Origin of the sequence: Nocardia sp. XZ_19_231 (assembly GCF_015355705.1) — a bacterium.
Classification (GTDB): domain Bacteria; phylum Actinomycetota; class Actinomycetes; order Mycobacteriales; family Mycobacteriaceae; genus Nocardia; species Nocardia salmonicida.
Genome location: NZ_JACUZI010000002.1, coordinates 423,716 through 445,466, shown reverse-complemented (window position 1 = coordinate 445,466; position 21,751 = coordinate 423,716). Strand labels below are relative to the sequence as shown.

Below are 21,751 nucleotides of genomic sequence, written 5' to 3'. Positions count from 1 at the left end.
GCCGTTGCCCGCCCGCCACGGGAAGTACCAGCATCGCCACCGCACAACAGAGCAACGCAGCACCCACGAACTCACCCCCTTCACAACGAAACCTGCTGCTCGGTCACCGATCCCCTGCTGCCGACTTCTCATCCGAGGCGCACCTCGAGTAGTCGCTGGAGTTCGCCGGCGGCGGGAGTCGGGTGGTTGTCCGATCGCCAGGCCGGGGCGATGTGGACTCCGTCGGAATCGCGTTGCAGGACGCCGATTTCGCGAAGCGCGCGGGTGCCGTCTGATCGCCGGTGGACGTGCAGGACCACCTGAACCGCCGCCGCCAGTTGGCTGTGCAGGGCGGCGCGGTCCATACCGCCCAGGGCTGCCAACGCTTCCAAACGAGCGGGGACCTCCTGGGGAGAGTTGGCGTGGACCGTCCCCGCGCCACCGTCGTGACCGGTGTTGAGTGCGGTCAGCAGGTCGACGACTTCGGCGCCGCGAACCTCGCCGACGACTATGCGGTCCGGGCGCATTCGCAATGCCTGGCGAACCAGATCGCGGACCGTAACAGCGCCCACCCCTTCGACATTGGCGGTTCGGGCGACCAGGCGTACGACATGGGGATGGACCGGAGCGAGTTCGGCGGCGTCTTCGACGCACACGATTCGTTCGGCGGGATCGACGGCGGCGAGCAACGCCGAGAGCAAGGTGGTCTTCCCGGCGCCGGTGCCACCCACGACGAGGAATGCGAGGCGGGCGCGGACGATGTCGCCGAGTAGTCGGCGGGCGTCCGGGGGAATCGAACCGGCGGCGGCCAGCGCGTCGAGGCCCTGGGTCGCCGGGCGGAGTATGCGTAGGGAAAGGCAGGTGCCGTCATGGGCGACCGGCGCCAGCACCGCGTGAAGTCGGACGCCGAACGCATCGCCAAGGGTCGCTTCGGTTCCGGCGAGTTTGCCGTCGACCCAGGGTTGCGCATCGTCGAGTCGGCGGCCCGCTGCCAGAGCCAGGCGCTGGGCGAGTCGGCGAACAGCGGCTTCGTCAGCGAAGCGGACATCGGTCAGCTCCAGCCCCCGACCACGGTCGATCCAGACCGAATCCGGCGCTGTGACAAGCACATCGGCGACCCGAGGATCGTGCAGCAACGGTTCGAGCAGTCCCGCCCCGGTCATCTCGGTTTGCAGCAGGCGTAGCGCCCGGAGCAGATCGGTATCGGCGAGTACACCGCCCGCTTCGGTACGGATCGCAGCCGCGAGTTGTGCGGCGTCAGGGACGCCCGGATGTTCGGCAAGGCGCTCACGGACGCGCTCGAGGAGATCGACGGTGACGAATGTGGTCATATCGCGCCTGCAGAAGTAGTCACGAGGCCTCAGCTCCGACCACGGCCAGGACGGCGTCGGCGGCGTCGCGTAGCGGGCCGCGACGGCGCACACTCAGCCCTCCGCGTTCGAGGCGCGACGCCAGGCCGGCTTGTCCGCGAACCGCGGCCAGGAGCGGCAACCCGAGCAACTCCGCCACTTCCGCGCCCCGCAGGCCGCCCGGCGCAGGCCCTCGAACGATCAAGCCGCGGTTGGGGTTTCGTTCGCCCAGATATGCCGAGACGACTTCCGCCGCGGCGATGGAGCGCAGCCGCGCCGGGACGATGAGGACGACAAGGTCGGCGGCGTCGAGCATCGCGTCGGCCGCGGGGCCACGCTCGGACGAGACATCGCAGACGACGAGATCGCCTGCATCCCTGCCGGATTCGATGACCGCGCGCACCGCCGCCGGCGACAGCTCGGTCGATGAGCAGCCGAGACGCGGGTGCTCGGCAGCCGAGACGGTCGGCGATCGCCCCTGCCCGGAGGCATCTGGGCGCGCTCGCCCGCAGGACAGCACCGCCAGGCCCGCCGACGCGGCGGGCAACGCATTGTGCAGGGCCGCAGCCGACACCCGCCCGTCCTCGATGATCAAATCGGGCCATCGCAGCCCTGGCACGTTCTCCATGCCCAACACCAGATCTATCCCGCCGTCGAGCGGGGCGCCGTCGATCAGCACCGTGTCGCGGCGGACCCGGCGCGCGGCCCCGCGCAGCGCGGTAGCTGCGGCGAGAGTGGATGCCCCGGCGCCGCCACCCGCACCCACCACCGTGACGACTATCCCTTCACCCGTGCGGGACTCAGCGTGTTCGGCGAACTGTTCGACCAGCGCGACAGCGCCCGAGGGCAACGCGACAACCCGCTCGGCGCCTACCGCAGTCGCCGCCTGCCAGTCGGGCACGGCAGGCTCCCCCTCGGTGACCAGGACCACGCCCGCCCGGCGCGGACAGCCGGCGGCAGCGGCCGAAACAGCGGCGGCGGTATCGAGGATCACCATCCCGGCCCCAGCCCACGCGTGCCTGCCGACAGGCATCACCCGTTCGTCGGTGACACGCTCGGCGGCCGCCGCGACTCGGCGCACCTCCGCACGCAACCGGTCATCACGCACGAGCACGAGAGCGGGCGCAACGGGTGGGGAGCCACTGCGCATGGGGGCTGGGTTCATGCGACTCAGCGTCGCCGAGCGAGGAGGTTATCAACACCCCGAAAAGGGCGATTGTGGATAACTCGGGGGTGTGGAGAACTTTTACGATCGTCCCCGAAATAGAGGACGGCCCCAGCCGGGGGGGAGGAGGCTGGGGCCGTCGGGTTCAGCCCCGGGGGGTCGGGCTGAACGCGCCTGGACTAAGTCCAGGTGCCAGCAATACTACACCCACCCCCTGCTTCGGGCGCAAGTAGCATTCGCCGACATTCTTCGGCGATTCGCGCCGCCGGGCGTCCTCGGGGCAAACCCTTTTCCACGGTGCGGGCAGTCGAATCTGCGGTGAGCGCAGGTCGTGCCTATTCTGTTGACGTGACGCCAGAACGCGACCAGACCTCGCCCACGGACACAAGACTCGGCAAATCGGGCTCGGGCCCGGTGCCGGGCGGGCGGGTGGCCGCGTTCTTCGATCTCGACAAAACGGTGATCGCGAAGTCGAGCGCGTTCGTGTTCAGCAAACCCTTCTACGCACAGGGTCTGCTCAACCGCAGAGCCGTGCTGGAGAGCAGCTACGCACACTTTTTGTTCCTCCTTTCCGGTGCCGATCACGACCAGATGGAACGGATGCGGGCAAACCTCGCGAACATGTGCGCGGGCTGGGATGTGGAGCAGGTGAAAAGCATTGTCGCCGAGACACTTCACGATCTGGTCGACCCACTGATCTACGCCGAGGCCGCCGATCTGATCGCCGATCACAAGATCCGCGGACACGATGTGGTGATCGTCTCGGCCTCCGGCGAGGAGATCGTCGGGCCGATAGCGGAGGTGCTCGGCGCCTCGCACACCGAGGCGACCCGGATGGTGGTCGAGGCCGGCAAGTACACCGGCGACATCGAGTTCTACTGCTACGGCGAGGGCAAGGTCGCCGCGATCGAGAAGCTCGCCGCCGAGCAGGGCTACGACCTGTCGCGGTGCTACGCCTACTCCGACTCCGTGACCGACGTGCCGATGCTGAGCGCCGTCGGGCATCCGACCGCGGTCAACCCCGATCGCGCGCTGCGCAAGGAGGCGGCGAGCCGCGGCTGGCCGGTGCTCACGTTCTCCAATCCGGTCTCGCTGTGGTCGCGATTCCAGGCGCCGTCGACCACCACCGTCGCGGCGACGGCCGCCGTCGGACTGAGCGCGATCATCGCAGGCGCGATCAGCTACCGACTGCTCCGCAAACGGCGCTGACCGGCTCCTGCCAGCACGAATCTCCGAGCGACACGCCGAATTCATCGGGATTCGGTAATGCCCCTGAAACCCTTGATGTGAGTGCGGTCACAGTGTAAGAATGGAGACACGGAAGGACGGAAGGCCAAGACGGAGCCGGAAGAGAAGGTTTCGCCTCCCAGCCCACCCTTCCCAGCACGGACACCAGGCACCCACGCGGAGCGCGCCGCGACAAGGCTGAAAGAGTTGTGGGCCTGCGAAATTCGAGCCGACGTCGGCGAACGCCTCGCACAGGTTGCGGGGATGAACCGGCGGGGTTGGGATGATCGCCGAGGCCACCGAACACAACCCACCCTGCACGCTTGGTAACCGGGTGTTCCGTGCTAGCGGGCGGTGAGGTCGAGCAATCGACAACGCCGCCCGTTTCGATGTGTGCGGCTGGTTCAGCCGGCCGCCGCGTCGGCGATCGAGTTCGCTTCGCGGGCACCGTCTTCCAGCGCCCCCGCACAGAACAGCACCCAGCCGCCGACGCCCTCCGCGGTGCCCATGCCGAATCCGGCGGCCGCGTCGAGGTAGGCCTGACGGCGGCGCAACCAGAACACCTCGGGCACGCCGAGGCTGCGCGGATCCAATCCGCTGGCCACCGCGACCAGGCGCGAAGCAGCGCGCGCGACCACGCCGTCGCCGGTGCCGAACGGACGCAGCGACAGCAGCTCGCCGTGCACGATCGCCGCGACCACCGGGGCGGGCGCCTTACTCGACTGGACGGTTTGCGCGAGCATATCGAGCCGTTCGGCGACGCCGGGAGCCGAACGCGGGCGGCCGAGCTCCTGCCCTTCGGTCACCAGATCGGCGGCGGCGAGTAGGTGCAGCCGAGCCAGCGCTTGCAGCGGCGCGCGCCGCCAGGTCCCGACGAGGTTGGTGAGCGCGTCACCGTCGAGCGCCTGACCCACCCGCAACGCGCCGGCCAGTACCGGATCGCTGACCTGGCCGTCGGCGGGCAGATCGGTGCTCGCGCCTTCGATGGCCGCCGAGGAACGGGCGGCCCGGACGGCGGCTTCGGCGGCGGTGGTCGCCCAGCCGCGTCGGTTCGACTTGTGCCGATGCACGGCCGCGAGCGCGTCGCGCGCCTTGTCGGCGGCCTCGCGCACGCCGGGCAGGTCGACCAGGGGCTGCAGCGGATCAGTCACGGCATGGAGGTTACCGCTCGTACAGTGCGGCCCCCACGGTCACGTATATCCCGCGCACCGTCGGCCAGCTGCGATCGGGCCACGGCACCTCGGCGAGCCGCTTGGCCGCCGGGGTCACCGCCCTGCGCCGCCGCGCTTCCCGCTCGGCCAGTCGTTCAGCATCGATCCGATCCACCGGCGTCTCCAACCCCTGCGATCCACACCGCACCACCTCGGACGAACCCACGCTACGCCGACGTGTGCGAGCGCTCGAAGAGTTTCGAGAACCGATTACCCATAACCCGCCCTCGCCTTCACCCCACCCCAACCCAACCCAACCCAACCCCACACTCCGAACACACGGTTCACCCAGCCAGTCCCCACCTTCAACAACCACCGCGCACACCCAGCCAGCCCCCGTCTTCCACACCCCCACCCAACCCAACCACCGCACTCCCGACCCCTAGGGAGGGACGGCCACGAAGTGGCCGGTCCGCGGCCGGGTCGCCGGTCAGGCGCCGGTGCGTAGGCGACGAAGGAGCAAGCACCGGTGCCTGACCGGCGGCCCCTCAGGGCCGCGGACACGCGCGCGCCAGCGCGCCAAAAACACAGCGTCAAACCTCCTGGGACTACCTCTACCCCGTGAGCAACTCCCGCCCCGGAATAGCCTCGAGCAGCGCCCGCGTGTACTCCTCACGCGGCGACGCGAACACCTCATCGGTCGTTGCCGCCTCGACCACTTTCCCTTCACGCATGACCAGAACGTTGTCTGCGATCTGCCGGACGACAGCCAGGTCGTGGGTGATGAACAGATACGTCAGCCCCAGCTCGGCCTGCAGGTCGTTGAGCAACGTAAGGATCTGAGCCTGGACCAGCACGTCCAGCGCCGAGACCGCCTCGTCGCACACCACCATCTCCGGTGACAGGGCCAGCGCACGGGCAATCGCCACCCGCTGACGTTGCCCACCCGACAACTCGTTGGGATAGCGCCGCAACACCGTCGTCGGCAGCGACACCTTGTCGAGCAGATCGCGCACCACCGCTTCGCGCTCGGTAGCGGTACCGATCTTGTGCACCCGCAGCGGTTCCTCGATCGTGCGGAAGATCGAGTACATCGGGTCGAGCGATCCGTACGGGTTCTGGAAGATCGGCTGTACCCGGCGACGGAAAGCGAACGCGCCCTTGCTATCCAGCTTCGCTACGTCCTTGCCATCGAAAGCCACGGTGCCCGAAGTCGGTTCGAGCAGGCCGAGCACCATCTGCGCGATGGTCGACTTGCCCGAGCCCGACTCACCGACGATCGCGGTGGTGGTACCTCGGTCGACCGTGAAACTCACGTCGTCGACGGCAACGAAGTCGGCCGACTGCCATGGCCGCTTACCGCGAATCTTGAACGCCTTGGACAGGTTTCGCACCTCGAGCACGGAGTCGGCACGATCGTCGGAGACCTTCTCCGCGACCTCGACGGCTCGAGTACGCACTTCGGCCCGCTGCCGCGACGACGACATGCGCGATGCCGCCAACGACGGCGCGGAGTTCACCAGCTTCTTGGTGTAGGCATGCTGCGGATCGCGCAGAATCTGGAGCGCGGGACCGGATTCCACCACCTTGCCGCGATACATCACCACCAGGTGCTCAGCCCGTTCCGCGGCGAGGCCGAGGTCGTGGGTGATCAGCAGCACCGCGGTGCCGAGCTCGGTGGTGAGCTGTTCGAGATGACCGAGGATCTGGCGCTGCACCGTGACGTCGAGTGCCGAGGTCGGCTCGTCGGCGATCAGCAGTTTCGGCCTGCACGACAGGCCGATCGCGATGAGCGCGCGCTGACGCATACCGCCGGAGAACTCGTGCGGGTACTGGTTCACCCTGCGTTCGGCATCGGACATCCCCGCCTCGGCCAGCAGTTCCACCGAGCGTTTGCGCGCGGCGTCGCCGGTGGCGATGCCGTTGGCCACCAGGGTTTCCCTGATCTGGAAGCCGATCTTCCACACCGGATTCAGGTTCGACATCGGATCCTGCGGGACCAGGCCGATGCCGTTGCCGCGAATCGCGACGATCTCCTTCTCCGACGCCTCGGTCAGGTCCTTGCCGTCGAACAGGATGGAACCGCCGGTCACCTTGCCGGTGCCGGGCAGCAGGTCGATGATCGCGTGCGCGGTCGTCGACTTGCCGGAGCCGGATTCGCCGACGATGGCGACGGTCTGTCCGGGATAGACGGTGAGGTTCACCCCGCACACGGCGGGAATCCGGTTGCCGTCGGAGATGAAACTGACGTCCAGGTCGCGGATTTCGAGCAGAGGCTTCATCGGGTGCGCTCCTTCGGATCGAGCGCGTCGCGCACCGCGTCGCCGAGCATGATGAAGCTCAGCACCGTGATGGCCAGCGCGGTCGCCGGATAGAACAGGATCGGCGAGGTACGGATCTCGGTCTTGGCGCGGTCGATATCGGCGCCCCACGACACGATGCTCGGCGGCAGGCCGACGCCGAGGTAGGACAGCGTCGCCTCGGTGACGATGAAGACGCCGAGCCAGATCGTGGCAACCACGATCAGCGGACTCGCCGAGTTGGGCAGCACGTGCTTCATCAGTTGGCCGAGCCGCGAGACACCCAGTGCCTTGGCGGCGGTGACATATTCGCTGTTCTTGGCCTCGATCACCGCGCCACGCGTGATGCGCGCGGCCTGCGGCCAGGTGAAGGCCACCAGGATCGCGACCACCGTCATGATCCCCGCGGGGCGCAGCAGTTGCAGCAGCACGATCGCGGCCAGCACCATCGGAATGGCGTAGAAGATCTCGGCGATGCGCGAGACGATCGTGTCGAGCAGACCACCGTAGAAACCGGAAACCGCACCGAGGACGCCGCCTACCAGCAGAAACAGCATCGCCGATGCGATGCCGACGCTCACCGACGCACGCGCGCCGTAGATGGTGCGCGCGTAGACATCACAGCCCTGCTTGTCGAATCCGAACGGATGACCCTCGCGCGGGCCGTCCATCCCGAACTCACCGAGACACAACCGCGGGTCCTGATCGGTGAACAGCGCGGGCCACACCACCACGAGCATGACGAACACGATCAACACCACCGAGACCGCGAACACCGGGTTGCGGCGCAGCCGCCGCCAGGCGTCGCCCCAGATGCTGGTCGGGGTGCCCTTGTCCAGGACACGGTCGGTGGCGAGCACCTCCACCTCGTCGGCGGGCGCCACGAAATGCTGTTGTTTGTCATGCATAGCGGATCCTCGGGTCCAGGACGGCGTAGAGCAGGTCGATCACGAGGTTGACGATCAGGAACACCACCACCAGCACCGTCACGAACGACACCACGGTCGGCGGCTCGCCACGGATGATCGCCTGGTACATGGTGCCGCCGACGCCGGGGATGTTGAAGATGCCCTCGGTGACGATCGCGCCCGCCATCAGCGCACCGAAATCGGCGCCGAGAAAGGTGACGACCGGGATCAGCGAATTCCGCAGAATGTGCACCGACACCACGCGGCGGCGCCCGAGCCCCTTCGCCGTCGCCGTGCGAACGAAATCGGCCGTTTTATTCTCAGCCACCGAATTTCGGGTCAATCGCAGCACATAGGCGAACGACAGCGACCCGAGCACGAACGCGGGCACGATCAACTCGCTCAGGCTCGCTTTACCCGTGACCGTAACCGGGGCGATCCCCCATTTCACGCCGAGAAAGAATTGCGCGAGATAACCGACGACGAACACCGGCAACGCGATGATGATCAGGCTCGCGATGAGCATGGTCGAATCGAAGAGTTTGCCCTTGCGCAACCCGGCGATCATGCCGAACACGATGCCGAACAAACCTTCGATGAACACCGCGAGAAACGCCAGTCTGATGGTGATCGGGAAGGCGCGTTCAAGTTCTTCGCGCACCGGTCGGCCCGAGAAAGAGGTGCCGAAATCTAAAGTGAGAATCCCTTTCAAGTAATGCAGATATTGCACTATAAAAGGCTGATCGAGGTGATATCGGGCGCGCAGTACCGCCTCGGCCGCCGGCGTCAATTGTTTCTCGCCGGCCAATGCCTTGATCGGGTCACCCGGAATCAGAAAGACCATTGCATAGATGAGCAGCGTCGCGCCCAGGAATACCGGGATCATCTGGAGCAGACGCCGAACTACGTACCAAGCCATCGCTTCCTCCGAAAACGACTGGGGCCGAGCCACTTCGCAGTGACCCGGCCCAGCTGTCGAGTTCTATTTCTCGATGTTCTCGAAGTCGAACAGGCCGTTCCAGGTGAGCTCGGCCTTGGTGACCTTGTCCGAGCGGCCCGCGTTGGCGACGTAGTCGAACACTGGGATGTCTGCCATCTCCTTGATCATGATCGCCTGCGCCTGCGCGATCAGCTTGTAGGAATCCGCCTGGGTCGGGGCGGCGAGGGCGGCGTCGAACAGCCGATCCACCTCGGGATTGTTGAAGTTGACGTTGTTGGTCTCGGAGAAGCTGTAGTACTGCGAACCGAGGAACTGCATCATCGTCGGGTAGTCGCCCTGCCAGCCGTAGCGGAACGCGGTACCGATCGTCTTGGCGTTCACCGCGTCACGGATGTTCTTGAACGTCGGCATCGGGTTGGCGACCGCGTCGATGCCGAGGGTGTTCTTCACGCTGTTGGCGACAGCCTCGATCCAGGCCTGGTGACCGCCGTCGCTGTTGTAGGTGATCTGGTACTGACCCGACCACGGCGAGATCGCGTCGGCCTGCGCCCACAGCTTCTTGGCCTGGTCGGGGTTGTAATCGAACACTTCCGAACCCGGCAGGTTCGCGTCGTAGCCGGGCAGGGTCGCGGCGGTGAAGTCGCGCGAGGGCGTGCGCGTGCCGTTGAAGATCTTGTCGATGATCTGCGGTCGGTTGATCGCCATCGAGATGGCCTTACGCCGCAGAATGCCTTCCTCGCCGGCGAAATGCGGCACGGTGGCCTGGATGCCGATGTGCTGGTTCTGCGCGGTCGGCTTGGTGATCGCGCGGTCGCCGAGGTCGCTCTGGTACGTGGTGATCGCGCTGTCGGGAATGGTGTCGAGCGTGTCGAGATTTCCGGCCTGCAGATCCGCGTACGCGGTGTCGTAGGACTGGTACATCACGAATCGGAGGCCCTTGTTCTTGGCCGGCCGGCCACCGGGATAGTCCGGGTTGGGTGTGAGATCGATCTTGACATTGTGTTCCCACGAACCGAAAGCGTAGGGGCCGTTGCCGATCGGCTTCTCGCCGAACGCCTTCATATCCTTGAAAGCGGAATCGGGCAGCGGGTAGAACGGCGCGTAGCCGAGCGCGCTCTCGAAGTCGATCGAGGGCGACTTCAACTCGACGGTGAAGGTGCGGTCGTCGACAACTTTCAAGCCCGACATCGTCTTGACGGTGGGCTTCTCGGCGCTCACCTCGTCGAACCCGGCAATCGGGCTGTACACGTAACTTTGCAGCTGCGCGTTGTCGGCGAGTGCGCCGTAGTTCCACGCATCGACGAACGATTTCGCGGTCACCGTGGTGCCGTCGGTGAACTTCCAATTCGGCTTGATGGTGATCCTGTACGACTTCCGATCGGCCGTCTCGATCTTCTCGGCGACCTCGTCGTGGGCCTCACCGTTGGCGTCGTAGTACTTCAGCCCGGCGAACAAACGGTCGACAACGCGGCCACCCATGTTCTCGTTGGTATTACTCGGTACCAACGGATTCTGCGGCTCGCCCGCATTGGTGGTGACAATGCTCGAATCAGCACTGTCGTCGGACGAGCACGCGGTGAGACCGAGGCTTGTGGCCGCCAGTCCCGCCGCGACCAGCGCGGTCGCTCTGATGAATCTCAACGCTCTCTCCCGGTTCGATTCCGTGGCTAACGGTCGGAGGTTAGCGGCTCCGGCTGGATTTTTCAGCGATCCGAGCCATTTTCACTTCACATGTATCAGTACGGTTACTCGCTGGAAACGCAGGAAGAATTGCCGAGCCCCTCGCCTTCGGCAGAAAAATATGAACAATAATCGGAAACCATCAGCTGAACCGTTGAGTAAAAACGATAGCCCGCGACCGGCCGGTCTGTCCGCGAAGTCATCGGATGAACTAGCCCTATTGACCGCCGCGAAACATCGCCGGGGCAACGGTCCGCCTCGGCGTGGGTCTGTTGACTAGTGTCGAGACAGCCGGGCCGCACCCCGGCGACCGACCCGACCGCACCAGGCATGTGAGGCTGAAACGACGTGACCGAAACCGCTGCAGGACAACAGGATTCGTTTCCGCCGAGTGCGGAATTCGCCGCCGCCGCCAACGCGGACGCCGCGCTCTACCAGCGAGGCGAGACCGACCGCGACGGCTTCTGGGCCGAACAGGCCAACCGGCTGCACTGGCACAAACCCTTCACCGAGGTGCTCGACTGGGCCGACGCGCCGGTCGCGCGCTGGTTCGGCGACGGCGAACTCAATGTCTCCTACAACTGCGTCGACCGCCACGTCATCGACGGGCACGGCGACCAGGTCGCCATCCACTGGGAAGGCGAACCGGGCGACTCACGCGACATCACCTACCGCGAACTGCTGGAGGAAGTCTCGCGGGCGGCGAACTACCTGACCGAGCTCGGGCTGGAGGCAGGCGATCGCGTCGCCGTCTACATGCCGATGGTGCCCGAGGCGATCGTGGCGATGCTGGCGTGCGCGCGTCTGGGGCTCACGCACTCGGTGGTGTTCGCGGGATTCTCGCCGAGCGCGCTGCGTCAGCGGGTCGACGATGCCGAAGCCCGGTTGATCATCACCACCGATGGCCAGTGGCGGCGCGGTAAGCCCGCAGCGCTCAAGGAGGCCGTCGACGAGGCGCTGTCGGCCAAGGGTGACGTGCCGTCGTCGGTGGAGCACGTGCTCGTGGTGCGCCGGGTCGGCACGGAGGTGCCGTGGACCGATGGGCGTGATCTGTGGTGGCACGAGACCGTCGCTGTCGCTTCGCCTTCGCACGAGGCACAGCCCTTCCCCGCCGAACACCCGCTGTTCATCCTCTACACCTCCGGCACCACCGGTAAGCCCAAGGGAATCCTGCACACCACCGGCGGCTACCTCACACAAACCGCCTACACCCACCACAACGTCTTCGACCACAAAGCCGGACACGACGTCTACTGGTGCACCGCCGACATCGGCTGGGTCACCGGACACAGCTACATCGTCTACGGACCACTCGCCAACCGCGCCACCCAGGTCGTCTACGAGGGCACCCCCAACTCCCCCGACGAACACCGACACTTCCAGATCATCGAAAAATACGGCGTCACCATCTATTACACCGCGCCCACACTGATCCGCACCTTCATGAAGTGGGGCCGCGAGATCCCCGACGCACACGATCTGAGCACCCTGCGAATGCTCGGCTCCGTCGGCGAACCGATCAACCCCGAAGCATGGCGCTGGTACCGAGAAGTGTTCGGCGCGAACAAGACTCCGATCGTCGATACCTGGTGGCAGACCGAGACCGGCGCGATCATGATCTCGCCGCTGCCCGGAGTCACCTCGACCAAGCCCGGCGCGGCGATGGGTCCGTTGCCCGGAATCTCCGCGACGGTCGTCGACGAAGAGGGCAACCCGGTGCGGCTCGGGGAGACCGAGGCCAACGGATACCTCGTGCTCGACAAGCCGTGGCCGTCGATGCTGCGTGGCATCTGGGGCGACATGGATCGCTACCGGTCCACCTACTGGGAGCGCTACGCCGAGCAGGGGTGGTACTTCGCGGGCGACGGCGCCAAGCTCGACGCCGACGGTGATCTGTGGGTGCTCGGCCGCGTCGACGACGTCATGAACGTCTCCGGGCATCGCATCTCCACGGCCGAGGTCGAGTCCGCGCTGGTGGGGCATCCGGCCGTCGCCGAGGCCGCGGTGGTCGGCGCCACGGACGCGACCACCGGGCAGGGGATCGTCGCGTTCGTCATCCTCACCGGTGAGGCAGCGGGGTCGGCGGGGCCCGAGCTCGTCACCGAGCTGAAGGCGCAGGTGTCCAAGGAGATCAGCCCCATCGCCAGGCCGCGTGAGATCCACATCGTGCCGGAGCTGCCGAAGACTCGCAGCGGCAAGATCATGCGCAGGCTGCTGCGCGATGTGGCAGAGGGACGCGAGCTCGGCGACACCTCGACGCTGGTCGATCCGGGCGTTTTCGAGGCCATTCGTACCGAGAGCCAGTGACGTGTACCCGGCCGGCGACACCCGATGTCACCGGCCGGGTCCGTTAGGATCACGTCAAGGTGTGCCGGGAAGTCTGGTCGGCATGCGGTCGTGAATCGAGTTGATGAGCGCCCGCAGCTCAGTCGACCCCTGCCGGAAGGCTTGCCCTTGATCACGCGCGTTCGCTCGGAACTCACCCGCTATCTCCGCACCGAGACGGTCGGCGGTGCGCTACTTCTCGTGGCCGCCGCGGTGGCCCTGATCTGGGTGAACTCGCCGTGGGGCGCGAGCTACCAGACGATGATCGATACCCAGCTCGACATTCCCGCGCTGCACCTCGACCTCACCCTGGCCGACTGGTCCAAGGACGGGTTGCTCGCGATCTTCTTCTTCGTCGCCGGGCTCGAGCTCAAACGCGAGTTCGCCGTCGGTGAGCTGGCCGACCCGAAACGGGCCGCGCTGCCGATCATCGCCGCGGTGGGCGGTGTGATCACCCCGGCCGTGATCGCGCTAGCGGTGGGCCACGGCGTGCCCGGCATGGACAAGGGCTGGGCCATTCCCGTCGCCACCGACATCGCCTTCGCGCTCGCGATCCTCGCGATGACCGGTTCGCGGATTCCCGCCAGCGCGCGGGTGTTCCTGCTGAGCCTGGCCGTGGTCGACGACCTGCTCGCCATCGTTCTCATCGCGGTGCTGTTCACCGCCTCGCTGTCGCTGCTGTGGCTGGTCGCCGCCATCGCCTGCTGCGGTGCGTGGGCGCTGGCCCAGAAGCTGCGCCTGCACACGCCGCTGTTCTACATTCCGGTCGCGCTGTTGTGCTGGTACTCGCTGCACGAGGCGGGCATCCATCCGACGCTGGCCGGTGTCGCGCTGGGGCTGCTCACCAGGGTCCGCAAGGATCCCGGCGAGAAAATCGCGCCGGCGACGCATCTCGAGCATGTGGTGCAACCGATCTCGGCCGGGTTCTGTGTGCCGGTGTTCGCACTGTTCGCCTCCGGTGTGCCGCTCAACAGCGAGGTGTTCGGATCGCTGTTCACCGACCGGCTCTCACTGGCGATCATCCTCGGGCTGTTGCTCGGCAAAACGATCGGGATCTTCGGTGTGAGCTGGGTGGTTATCAAGCTCGGCTGGGCGAAACGCCCAGGCGGACTGGAGTATCGCGACATGTTCGCCCTGTCGGTACTCGGCGCGATCGGGTTCACCGTTAGCCTTCTCGTGGCGGAACTCGCGCTCACCGACGTCGGCACCGATGCAGTCGATCTTGCCAAGGCCGCCGTTCTGGTGACCTCGATGGCAGCATCGCTGATCGGATCGGCGCTACTGTTGCGCCGAGGACGTGTGCACCAGGCGCGCCGCGATGCAGACCAGTTACCACAGGGAGAAGGGTCGACGAAGTGAGTTACACCCAAGGCGGAAATGACGGTCGGACGGTCACTTCGATCCCGTTGACCGACGCCAATCCGCCCGGATCGGCGAGCATCGGCAGCCTCGTGCGCGATGCCACCGAGCAGATGTCGACACTGGTTCGCGCCGAGGTGGCACTGGCCAAGGCCGAGGTCACCGGTGAGATCAAGAAGGGCCTCACCGGCAGCGTCTTCTTCATCCTCGCGCTGACAGTGCTGCTGTTCAGCTCGTTCTTTTTCTTCTTCTTCCTCGCCGAGCTGCTCGACATGTGGCTGTGGCGCTGGGCCGCGTTCCTGATCGTGTTCCTGCTGATGGTGCTCACCACTGTCGTGCTGGCATTGCTCGGGTGGCTCAAGGTCCGGAAGGTGCGCGCGCCGGAGAAGACGATCGGCTCGCTCAAACAGGCCGCCGAGGTGCTGCCCGCCGCGTTCGCCCACCGCGACGCGGCCGACGCGCATGCGGCCATCGGATCACGTGGCGCGGGCGCCACTTCGCTGGAGAAGTCGAGCAACCGATGACGCGCCGGGCGGGCCCGGTCGCAACAGCCGGACCCGCCCACTAGGCTCGATCGGCGTGTCGTCCAACTCATTCCCGGATCCCTCCAGCGTCCGCTTCGACGGACCGTGGACCCACCGGGACGTGCACGCCAACGGAATCAGATTCCATGTCGTCGAAGCCGACGGTACGGACCGCTCCGAGGCGCCCCTGGTGCTGCTGCTGCACGGTTTCGCCGACTTCTGGTGGTCGTGGCGGCATCAGCTGACCGCGCTCGCCGACCACGGGTATCGCACCGTCGCGGTGGACCTGCGCGGCTACGGCGACACCGACAAACCACCGCGCGGCTACGACGGCTGGACCCTCGCCGGTGACATCGCCGGACTGATCAGGGCACTCGGACACACCGAGGCCACGCTCGTCGGACACGCCGACGGCGGACTGGTCTGCTGGGCCACCGCGGTGCTGCATCCGCGACTGGTCCGCTCGATCGCGCTGGTCAGCTCGCCGCATCCCGCCGCGCTGAAGAGCGCTGTCCTGCGCGATCCGGCGCAACGTGCGACCTGGCTCCCCGATTTCCTGCGGTATCAGCTGCCGCGCTATCCCGAGAACCTGCTCACCCGGCGTGGTGGAGCCGAGGTCGAACGGCTGCTGCGCGATCGGGTCGGTGAGCCCTGGTCACGCAGCGCGGAATTCGTCGAGACCGCGGCGCGGATGCGTCATGCCATCCGGATACCGGGGGCAGCGCACAGTGCGCTGGAATATCAGCGCTGGGCGTTTCGCAGTCAGTGGCGGCCCGACGGTAAGCGGTTCATGGCCACGATGCGCACGCCGATCGACATTCCGGTGCTGATGTTGCGCGGCGAGCACGATCGGTATCTGCTGGACGCCACGTTCCATCGTGGGGAGGTGTGGTCTCCCCATCGGACGCTCGTGTCGATTCCCGATGCCGGGCATTACGCGCATCAGGAGAACCCGGGCAGGGTCAACGAGGTGCTGACTACGCGCTGGCGGGAACAGAACGGGGTGAACGGGTCGCCCTACGACGACCTGGTCTCTCCGTAATTCGGAGCTGACGCGTTCGAAGGTGGGCGGCGCTCGGTAGGGCATATCGGGTTCGACCTGGTCCGGGTAGTTGAGGGGCTGTGTTTTTGGAGCGCTGGCGCGCTCGAGCGGGGCCCCTGAGGCCCCGATCTTCCCTCCCTACGGGTACTCCTTCGTCGCACCCTTCGGTCAGTCCAGATCGGGGCGGGCCCCTTTGGGTAGAGACATACGGGGTGAACCTGGCCCGGGGGGTGATCAGCTCAGGACGCAGGCGCCGGTGTTCACCGCGGCGCTGCTCGGGGCTGCTGCTTTCAGTTCTGAGGCGACTTCGTTCAGGGTGAGTACGTAGCCTGTGTCGTCGTCGGTGACGGCCGCACCGAAGACCACGCCGAGCAGTTGTCCCTCGTCGTCGACCAGTGGTCCGCCCGAGTTGCCCGCGCGGACCTGGCCGCGGACGGTGTACACCTCACGCTCGACGGTGCCGTCGCGGTGGATGGTCGGGCCGGTGAGGTCGAGGGTCTCGCGGACACGGGCGGCGCTGGCCGTGTACGGCCCGCCACCGGGGTAACCGAGCACGATCGCGCTCTCGCCCGAATCCGCGGGCTCGGGGGCCTGTTTCAGGACCGGAGCGGTGAGCCCGGGTACCGCGAGGACCGCGATGTCCTTGGACGGATCGAACAGCACCACGGTGGCGTCGAGCGCGCCACGGGCGGTATCGACCGACACGGTGTTGGTGCCCGCGACGACGTGCGCGTTGGTCATCACACGTTCCGGCGCGACGACGAAGCCCGAACCCTCGAGCGCCCGCTGGCAACTCGGTGCCGTGCCGCGGATGCGCAGCACGCTCTGCTGCAACGAGGCCGCTACGGGGCTCGCCAGTACGGAAGGATCCGGCGGTTCGACGGCGGCGATCGGCGCACGGCCGAACGGGCCGATCACATCGGGCAGCCCCGACGTATCGAGCAGCCTGGAGAATTCGTTGGGTACCTTGCGCAACCACTCCGGCGCGACGGAGTTGACGTCGGCGAGAACCTTCGACCCGTTGATCGCGGCGGCGACCGCGGGTTGGGACGCGGTAGCCAGCGGCAACGCGAGCAGCCAGGCCGCGACCAGCACGGTCACCGCCTGCAACATCGCACCGACGACGCTGTCCACACTGCGCGCGACCGGCTGACGGATGCTGGTGCGCGCGGCCCGGCCGAGCACCATGCCCGCGACCTCGCCCACGATCACCAGCAGCACGATCAGCAGGATGCCGCCGAGAACCCGACTGCGGCCCTCATCGAGGTGTTTGAGGATGTGCGGTGCGATCAGAATGCCCGCGACCGCACCCAGCGCGACGCCGAAGAACGCCAACGCCGACGCCACCGCACCCTGCCGCCAGCCGGTGGACGCCGCGACCAGCGCGATCAAAACCACCACGATGTCGAGCCATACCGAGGCGGTCACAGGGTCATTCCGACCGCAGCCAGCGAGCTCTCCAGGTCACGCACGTCGCCCCGATCCCAGTTTCTTTCCCACCCAGCGGATTTGATGATGCCGGCGAGGATACCGCCGGTGAGTCCCCACACCAGCATGCCGTCGACCTGGAACGCGGGGCTCTGGTAGCCGAGACTGCCACGCACCATGAATCTGTGTGCTGGATCGAGCAATTCGGCGAGCGGAACACGCACGACACGCTCGGTTTCGCCCTGATCGACGACGCGGACCGCACTGGGTGCCCGCCAGTAGCCGAGCACCGGAGTGACGTCGAATTTCGACGGCGGCACGAACAGTTTCGGCAGCAGCGCGAACGGCTCGACCCCCGAGGGGTCGAGACCGGTTTCCTCGGCTGCCTCGCGCAACGCGGTGCCGACCGGGCCGCCGTCGCCGGGATCCTCGGCGCCGCCGGGGAACGCGATCTGGCCGCGGTGCTGGCGCATGGTCGAGGCGCGCTGGGTGAGCAGGACATCGGCGTCGGCGGGCACCCCGCCGGGTGCCGACTCGTCGGCGTCGGGCGAGCCGCCGAACAGCACGAGGACGGCGGCCTGGCGTGGTTTACCGGTGATCGACATGGCCCGGCGTAGTGCGCGGGAGGTAGCGAGGGTGTCGTCGGCATCGGGGCCGCCGGTTCTGGTCGCGGTGCGCAACCAGGGGGGAATGCCGGAATCGTCGAGCCTCGCTACATCGTTCACGCCATCGCCTTCGATCCGCACGCCACCATTACGTCCTCTGTCATACCGTTACACCGAGCTTCGCGGCTACCGTATCCGCGATGTCGGCCACGTCGGCAAAGGTACGCACCTCCACGCTCGCGATGGTGCCATCGGCTCGCACCAGTACCGAAACGGGTAGGACCGCGGGCGCACCCACCGCACTGCGCACGGCGGCCTGCGGATCCTGGACACCGGGCAGGGTGATGCCGAGTCCGGTCAGCCGCGACAGTGCCTTCGCCTCGTCGGGATCGCTGTGCACAGTCATGACCGTGAGTTCCGAGCCTGCCCGCTGCGCGAATTCCTGCAGGTGGGGCAACTCGGTGGCGCAGGGGCCACACCAGTAGGCCCACAGATTGAGCAGCGCGGGCTTTCCGGCAAGGGCAGCCGCGAGATCGACGGGCTCGCCATCGGCCAGACAGCTCAGCGTGAGACCTGCCAAGGGACCCGGCCCGGTCGCCGACGCGGTCGCCGGTGCCGGGCACGGCGCCGACCCCGCTGCTGCTCGTTCCTCGGCCGACACGCCCGGCGTCTGTCGCGATGTCTGCGACACGGTGCCGGTGGTCTCGTTGCCCTCACGCGGCCACAGCGCCACCGTGGCCGCCGCGACCAAGATCACCGCGGCGAGCACCCAGCGCAACGCGGGCCGCCGCAGCAGCGAGGGTTCGCTCACAGGCCGACCATATTCAGCAGATGTTCGCGCTCGGGCCCCTTCACCAACTCCGCGGCCACCGCAGGATCGGTCGGGCCGAGCCCGAACGAGGGGCAGTCGGCAGCGAGCACACACGCGCCACAGGCCGGTTTGCGCGCATGGCACACCCGACGCCCCTGGAAGATCACCCGGTGCGAGAGCATCGTCCAGTCCTTGCGCTCGAACAGCGCGCCGACCGCGTGCTCGACCTTGACCGGATCTTCTTCGTCGGTCCACTTCCAGCGGCGCACCAACCGCCCGAAGTGGGTGTCGACGGTGATACCCGGAACATCGAACGCGTTGCCGAGGATGACGTTGGCGGTCTTGCGCCCGATCCCGGGTAATTTCACCAATTCGTCCAGAGTGTGAGGCAACTCACCGTCGTATTTTTCGATCAGCGCCTGGCCGAGGCCGATCAGCGAACTGGTCTTGTTCCGGTAGAAGCCGGTGGGCCTGATGTATTCCTCCAGCTCCACCCGGTTGGCCTGCGCGTAGTCGTAGGCGCTGCGGTACTTCGCGAACAGGGCCGGAGTGGTGAGGTTCACCCGGACGTCGGTGCACTGGGCGGACAGGATGGTCGCGACGGCCAGTTCCAACGGAGTGGTGAAGTCGAGCTCGCAGTGCGCGCCGGGGAACGCCTCGGCGAGCGTGCGGTTCATCCGACGTGCGCGGCGAACGAGTCCGATCCGCGTTTCCGCAGCTATCGCACGGTTCTTGCGCTTGCGGGCGGCGGTGATGCCGGTGGGCGCGGCGGCCGTTTCCACGGCCGGATCGGCATCGCCCGCAGCGGCGGGGGCAGGGGAAACGGGCACTGCTTCACCATACGGAACCACTACGACAACATTGCCCGGCCAGTTGGCCCGCTGTGTTCCATCTGAGACCTGGACCGTGTTTACTGCCAGTCATGCAAGGACTCGCTGTGGTGCTCTTCCCAGTGCTGTTGATGCTGTTCGCGCTGGGGATGGAGCGGGTCGAGAATCGGCTCCGAAAGCTTCTCGAACCCGACGAAGAGGTTCAGCAGTACCTGGACAACGCAAGCAACGCCGAAGTGAAAGAGCTGACGAAACTCGGCCTGCCCGCCGCCGTGGCGCGCGTGCGCAAGCGCCGTTCCCGCACCTCCGAATTGGATGTGGCCAGGGCAAGCTGACCGATAGCTAAACGATCGATTCTCCACGCGCAATCCACTCTTTACGTGGTGTCTGTCACTGCGGTGCCGGAATGCCGCGTAGACTGCGCGGTTGGTCGATTCGCTCGACCAGGTTCGCAAGCCATATCCCATAAGGAGCACATTCGTGGACGAGGCCCTCGCCAGAGCAGGCATCTTCCAAGGCGTCGAGCCCACCGCGGTGGCCGCGCTCGCCAAGCAGCTGCAGCCGGTAGATTTTCCGCGCGGCCACGTCATCTTCAATGAGGGCGAACCCGGCGATCGGCTGTACATCATCACGACGGGCAAGGTGAAGATCGGCCGACGGTCCCCGGACGGCAGGGAGAACCTGCTGACCATCATGGGTCCGTCCGACATGTTCGGTGAACTGTCGATCTTCGACCCGGGCCCGCGTACCTCGACCGCAACCACGGTCACCGAGGTCCGCGCCGTGACGATGGACCGCGACGCTCTCAAGTCGTGGATCGATCAGCGCCCCGAGATCGCTGAGCAGCTGCTGCGCGTGCTGGCACGACGCCTTCGCCGCACCAACAACAACCTCGCCGACCTGATCTTCACCGACGTGCCAGGTCGCGTCGCCAAGGCGCTGCTGCAGCTCGCACAGCGTTTCGGCACCCAGGAAGCGGGCGCGCTGCGCGTGACCCACGATTTGACCCAGGAAGAGATCGCCCAGCTGGTCGGTGCTTCCCGGGAAACCGTCAACAAGGCGCTCGCCGACTTCGCTCATCGCGGGTGGCTGCGGCTCGAGGGCAAGAGCGTGCTGATCTCGGATTCCGAGCGTCTGGCACGTCGCGCTCGCTGACGTTCGAACACAAGGCCGTCCCGGTACGACGGGGGCCGCGCCTGCGTGTGGGCTCATGAGGAGAGGGCCTCGTCCACACCAGCGCGGTCTTGTCGTGCCGGGACGTCTGCGTTGTCGCCGTGACACGACTCGATCGCCGACGGATCAAGCGCGTCGGCGATCGAGCCGGTATCAGTTCTGTTCGGCCCGCAGATACTCCAGCTGCGCCCGCACGGAACTGCGCGCAGCGGGCCACAGCCGTTTGTCCACATCGGCGTACACCTTGCGGACCACCGCGAGGGCGCCCGCGTCGGAACCCAGTTCCACCAGCGCGGCCCGCACCTGATCGAGCCGCTCACGCCGGTGGTCGAGGTAGTACTGCACCACTGGTACCGCATCGGGATGATCGGGCCCGTGCGCAGGTAGCAATGCCTTGCCCTCGCCCAGCTCACGGAGCTTTTCCAGCGACGCGAGGAAGCTCGCAAGCGCACCCGGCGCGGATTCGAGCACGGTGGTGCCACGGCCGAGGACCGTGTCACCGGTGAGCACCGCGTCGTCGAGCAGCAGGCTCACCGAATCGGTGGTGTGTCCCGGCGTGCCGAGCACCGTGATCCGCAGGCCCGCGACCTCGATGACCTCGCCGTCGGCCAACGGCACGACCGCACCGCGCAGATACGCCGGATCCACCGAACGCACCGGCGTCCCGGTGGCCTTCACCAGGTGATCGATACCGCCGGTGTGATCGTGATGGTGATGGGTGATCAGGGTCAGCGCGATCCGGCCGCCGGTGGCCTCGACGATGTCGGCGGTGTGTTTCTTGTCCTTCGGTCCCGGATCGACGACCACGTAGGAGTCGCTGTCCGGGCCGCGCAGCAGCCAGGTGTTGGTTCCGTCGAGCGTCATCTGACCGGGGTTGTCGGCCAGAAGTACCGATGCCGTCGGGGTGACCTGCCTGACCTGGCCGTACGCGGGATGTTCCGATGCCATGACGGCT

The 21,751-nt window shown here is 66.8% G+C and carries 20 protein-coding genes; 7 read left to right on the top strand and 13 right to left on the bottom strand.

The window, feature by feature from the left end; genetic code table 11:
* Positions 1-128: 128 nt before the first annotated feature.
* Both IBJ82_RS09280 and ssd read right to left on the bottom strand, forming a co-directional pair.
* On the bottom strand, positions 129-1,310 hold the full coding sequence (locus tag IBJ82_RS09280) for a TadA family conjugal transfer-associated ATPase (protein WP_194825542.1): 1,182 nt from the start codon (positions 1,308-1,310) through the stop codon (positions 129-131).
* Between the two features lie 19 nt (positions 1,311-1,329).
* On the bottom strand, positions 1,330-2,493 hold the full coding sequence (ssd, locus tag IBJ82_RS09275; protein ID WP_228536817.1) for a septum site-determining protein Ssd: 1,164 nt from the start codon (positions 2,491-2,493) through the stop codon (positions 1,330-1,332).
* Between the two features lie 414 nt (positions 2,494-2,907).
* Here ssd and IBJ82_RS09270 point away from each other — a divergent pair, with 414 nt between their 5' ends.
* Positions 2,908-3,702, top strand: a complete 795-nt coding sequence (locus IBJ82_RS09270; RefSeq protein WP_194826184.1) for an HAD-IB family hydrolase — start codon at positions 2,908-2,910, stop codon at positions 3,700-3,702.
* A 422-nt stretch (positions 3,703-4,124) separates the two neighbouring features.
* Here the strand turns inward: IBJ82_RS09270 and IBJ82_RS09265 are convergent, their stop codons facing one another.
* The 6 genes from IBJ82_RS09265 to IBJ82_RS09240 all read right to left on the bottom strand — a co-directional run bounded on the left by IBJ82_RS09265 (position 4,125) and on the right by IBJ82_RS09240 (position 10,660).
* A complete protein-coding gene (locus IBJ82_RS09265; RefSeq protein WP_194825541.1) occupies positions 4,125-4,871 on the bottom strand; it encodes an oxidoreductase in 747 nt (248 codons plus the stop codon).
* A 10-nt stretch (positions 4,872-4,881) separates the two neighbouring features.
* Positions 4,882-5,046, bottom strand: a complete 165-nt coding sequence (locus IBJ82_RS09260; RefSeq protein WP_156677517.1) for a hypothetical protein — start codon at positions 5,044-5,046, stop codon at positions 4,882-4,884.
* A 439-nt stretch (positions 5,047-5,485) separates the two neighbouring features.
* The gene (locus tag IBJ82_RS09255; RefSeq protein WP_194825540.1) at positions 5,486-7,153 is read right to left on the bottom strand and encodes an ABC transporter ATP-binding protein; all 1,668 of its coding nucleotides are present in this window, start codon (positions 7,151-7,153) and stop codon (positions 5,486-5,488) included.
* Positions 7,150-8,079: an ABC transporter permease gene (locus tag IBJ82_RS09250; protein ID WP_194825539.1), complete on the bottom strand. Its 930-nt coding sequence runs from the start codon at positions 8,077-8,079 to the stop codon at positions 7,150-7,152. The genes IBJ82_RS09255 and IBJ82_RS09250 overlap by 4 nt, the downstream gene beginning before the upstream one ends.
* A complete protein-coding gene (locus IBJ82_RS09245; protein WP_194825538.1) occupies positions 8,072-8,998 on the bottom strand; it encodes an ABC transporter permease in 927 nt (308 codons plus the stop codon). The genes IBJ82_RS09250 and IBJ82_RS09245 overlap by 8 nt, the downstream gene beginning before the upstream one ends.
* 63 nt (positions 8,999-9,061) lie before the next feature.
* Positions 9,062-10,660: an ABC transporter substrate-binding protein gene (locus IBJ82_RS09240; protein ID WP_228536816.1), complete on the bottom strand. Its 1,599-nt coding sequence runs from the start codon at positions 10,658-10,660 to the stop codon at positions 9,062-9,064.
* Positions 10,661-11,047: 387 nt separating this feature from the next.
* Between IBJ82_RS09240 and acs the strand changes: the two genes are divergently transcribed.
* From acs to IBJ82_RS09220, 4 genes are all read left to right on the top strand, one after another.
* Entirely contained in the window at positions 11,048-13,006 is a 1,959-nt protein-coding gene (gene acs, locus IBJ82_RS09235) for an acetate--CoA ligase (RefSeq protein ID WP_194825537.1), read from the top strand.
* 147 nt (positions 13,007-13,153) lie between these two features.
* Positions 13,154-14,383, top strand: coding sequence for a Na+/H+ antiporter NhaA (nhaA, locus tag IBJ82_RS09230; protein WP_194825536.1), 1,230 nt, complete (start codon positions 13,154-13,156; stop codon positions 14,381-14,383).
* Positions 14,380-14,907: a phage holin family protein gene (locus IBJ82_RS09225; RefSeq protein WP_194825535.1), complete on the top strand. Its 528-nt coding sequence runs from the start codon at positions 14,380-14,382 to the stop codon at positions 14,905-14,907. The genes nhaA and IBJ82_RS09225 overlap by 4 nt, the downstream gene beginning before the upstream one ends.
* Before the next feature lie 55 nt (positions 14,908-14,962).
* Positions 14,963-15,949: an alpha/beta hydrolase gene (locus tag IBJ82_RS09220; protein WP_194825534.1), complete on the top strand. Its 987-nt coding sequence runs from the start codon at positions 14,963-14,965 to the stop codon at positions 15,947-15,949.
* 234 nt (positions 15,950-16,183) lie between these two features.
* Here the strand turns inward: IBJ82_RS09220 and IBJ82_RS09215 are convergent, their stop codons facing one another.
* From IBJ82_RS09215 to nth, 4 genes are read right to left on the bottom strand one after another with little or no spacing between them, the layout of a single operon-like run.
* Complete coding sequence (locus tag IBJ82_RS09215) at positions 16,184-17,377, bottom strand: MarP family serine protease (RefSeq protein ID WP_194825533.1); 1,194 nt, start codon at positions 17,375-17,377, stop codon at positions 16,184-16,186.
* Entirely contained in the window at positions 17,374-18,102 is a 729-nt protein-coding gene (locus IBJ82_RS09210) for a CoA pyrophosphatase (protein WP_370585234.1), read from the bottom strand. The genes IBJ82_RS09215 and IBJ82_RS09210 overlap by 4 nt, the downstream gene beginning before the upstream one ends.
* A gap of 40 nt (positions 18,103-18,142) precedes the next feature.
* A complete protein-coding gene (locus IBJ82_RS09205; protein WP_370585233.1) occupies positions 18,143-18,793 on the bottom strand; it encodes a TlpA family protein disulfide reductase in 651 nt (216 codons plus the stop codon).
* The gene (gene nth / locus IBJ82_RS09200; protein WP_370585293.1) at positions 18,790-19,548 is read right to left on the bottom strand and encodes an endonuclease III; all 759 of its coding nucleotides are present in this window, start codon (positions 19,546-19,548) and stop codon (positions 18,790-18,792) included. The genes IBJ82_RS09205 and nth overlap by 4 nt, the downstream gene beginning before the upstream one ends.
* 167 nt (positions 19,549-19,715) lie before the next feature.
* On the opposite strand from nth, the gene IBJ82_RS09195 reads away from it, so the two are divergent.
* Entirely contained in the window at positions 19,716-19,958 is a 243-nt protein-coding gene (locus IBJ82_RS09195) for a hypothetical protein (RefSeq protein WP_056821920.1), read from the top strand.
* Positions 19,959-20,103: 145 nt separating this feature from the next.
* Positions 20,104-20,778, top strand: a complete 675-nt coding sequence (locus IBJ82_RS09190; protein WP_040703546.1) for a Crp/Fnr family transcriptional regulator — start codon at positions 20,104-20,106, stop codon at positions 20,776-20,778.
* A 171-nt stretch (positions 20,779-20,949) separates the two neighbouring features.
* Here the strand turns inward: IBJ82_RS09190 and IBJ82_RS09185 are convergent, their stop codons facing one another.
* Complete coding sequence (locus IBJ82_RS09185) at positions 20,950-21,744, bottom strand: MBL fold metallo-hydrolase (RefSeq protein WP_194825532.1); 795 nt, start codon at positions 21,742-21,744, stop codon at positions 20,950-20,952.
* Positions 21,745-21,751 lie beyond the last annotated feature (7 nt).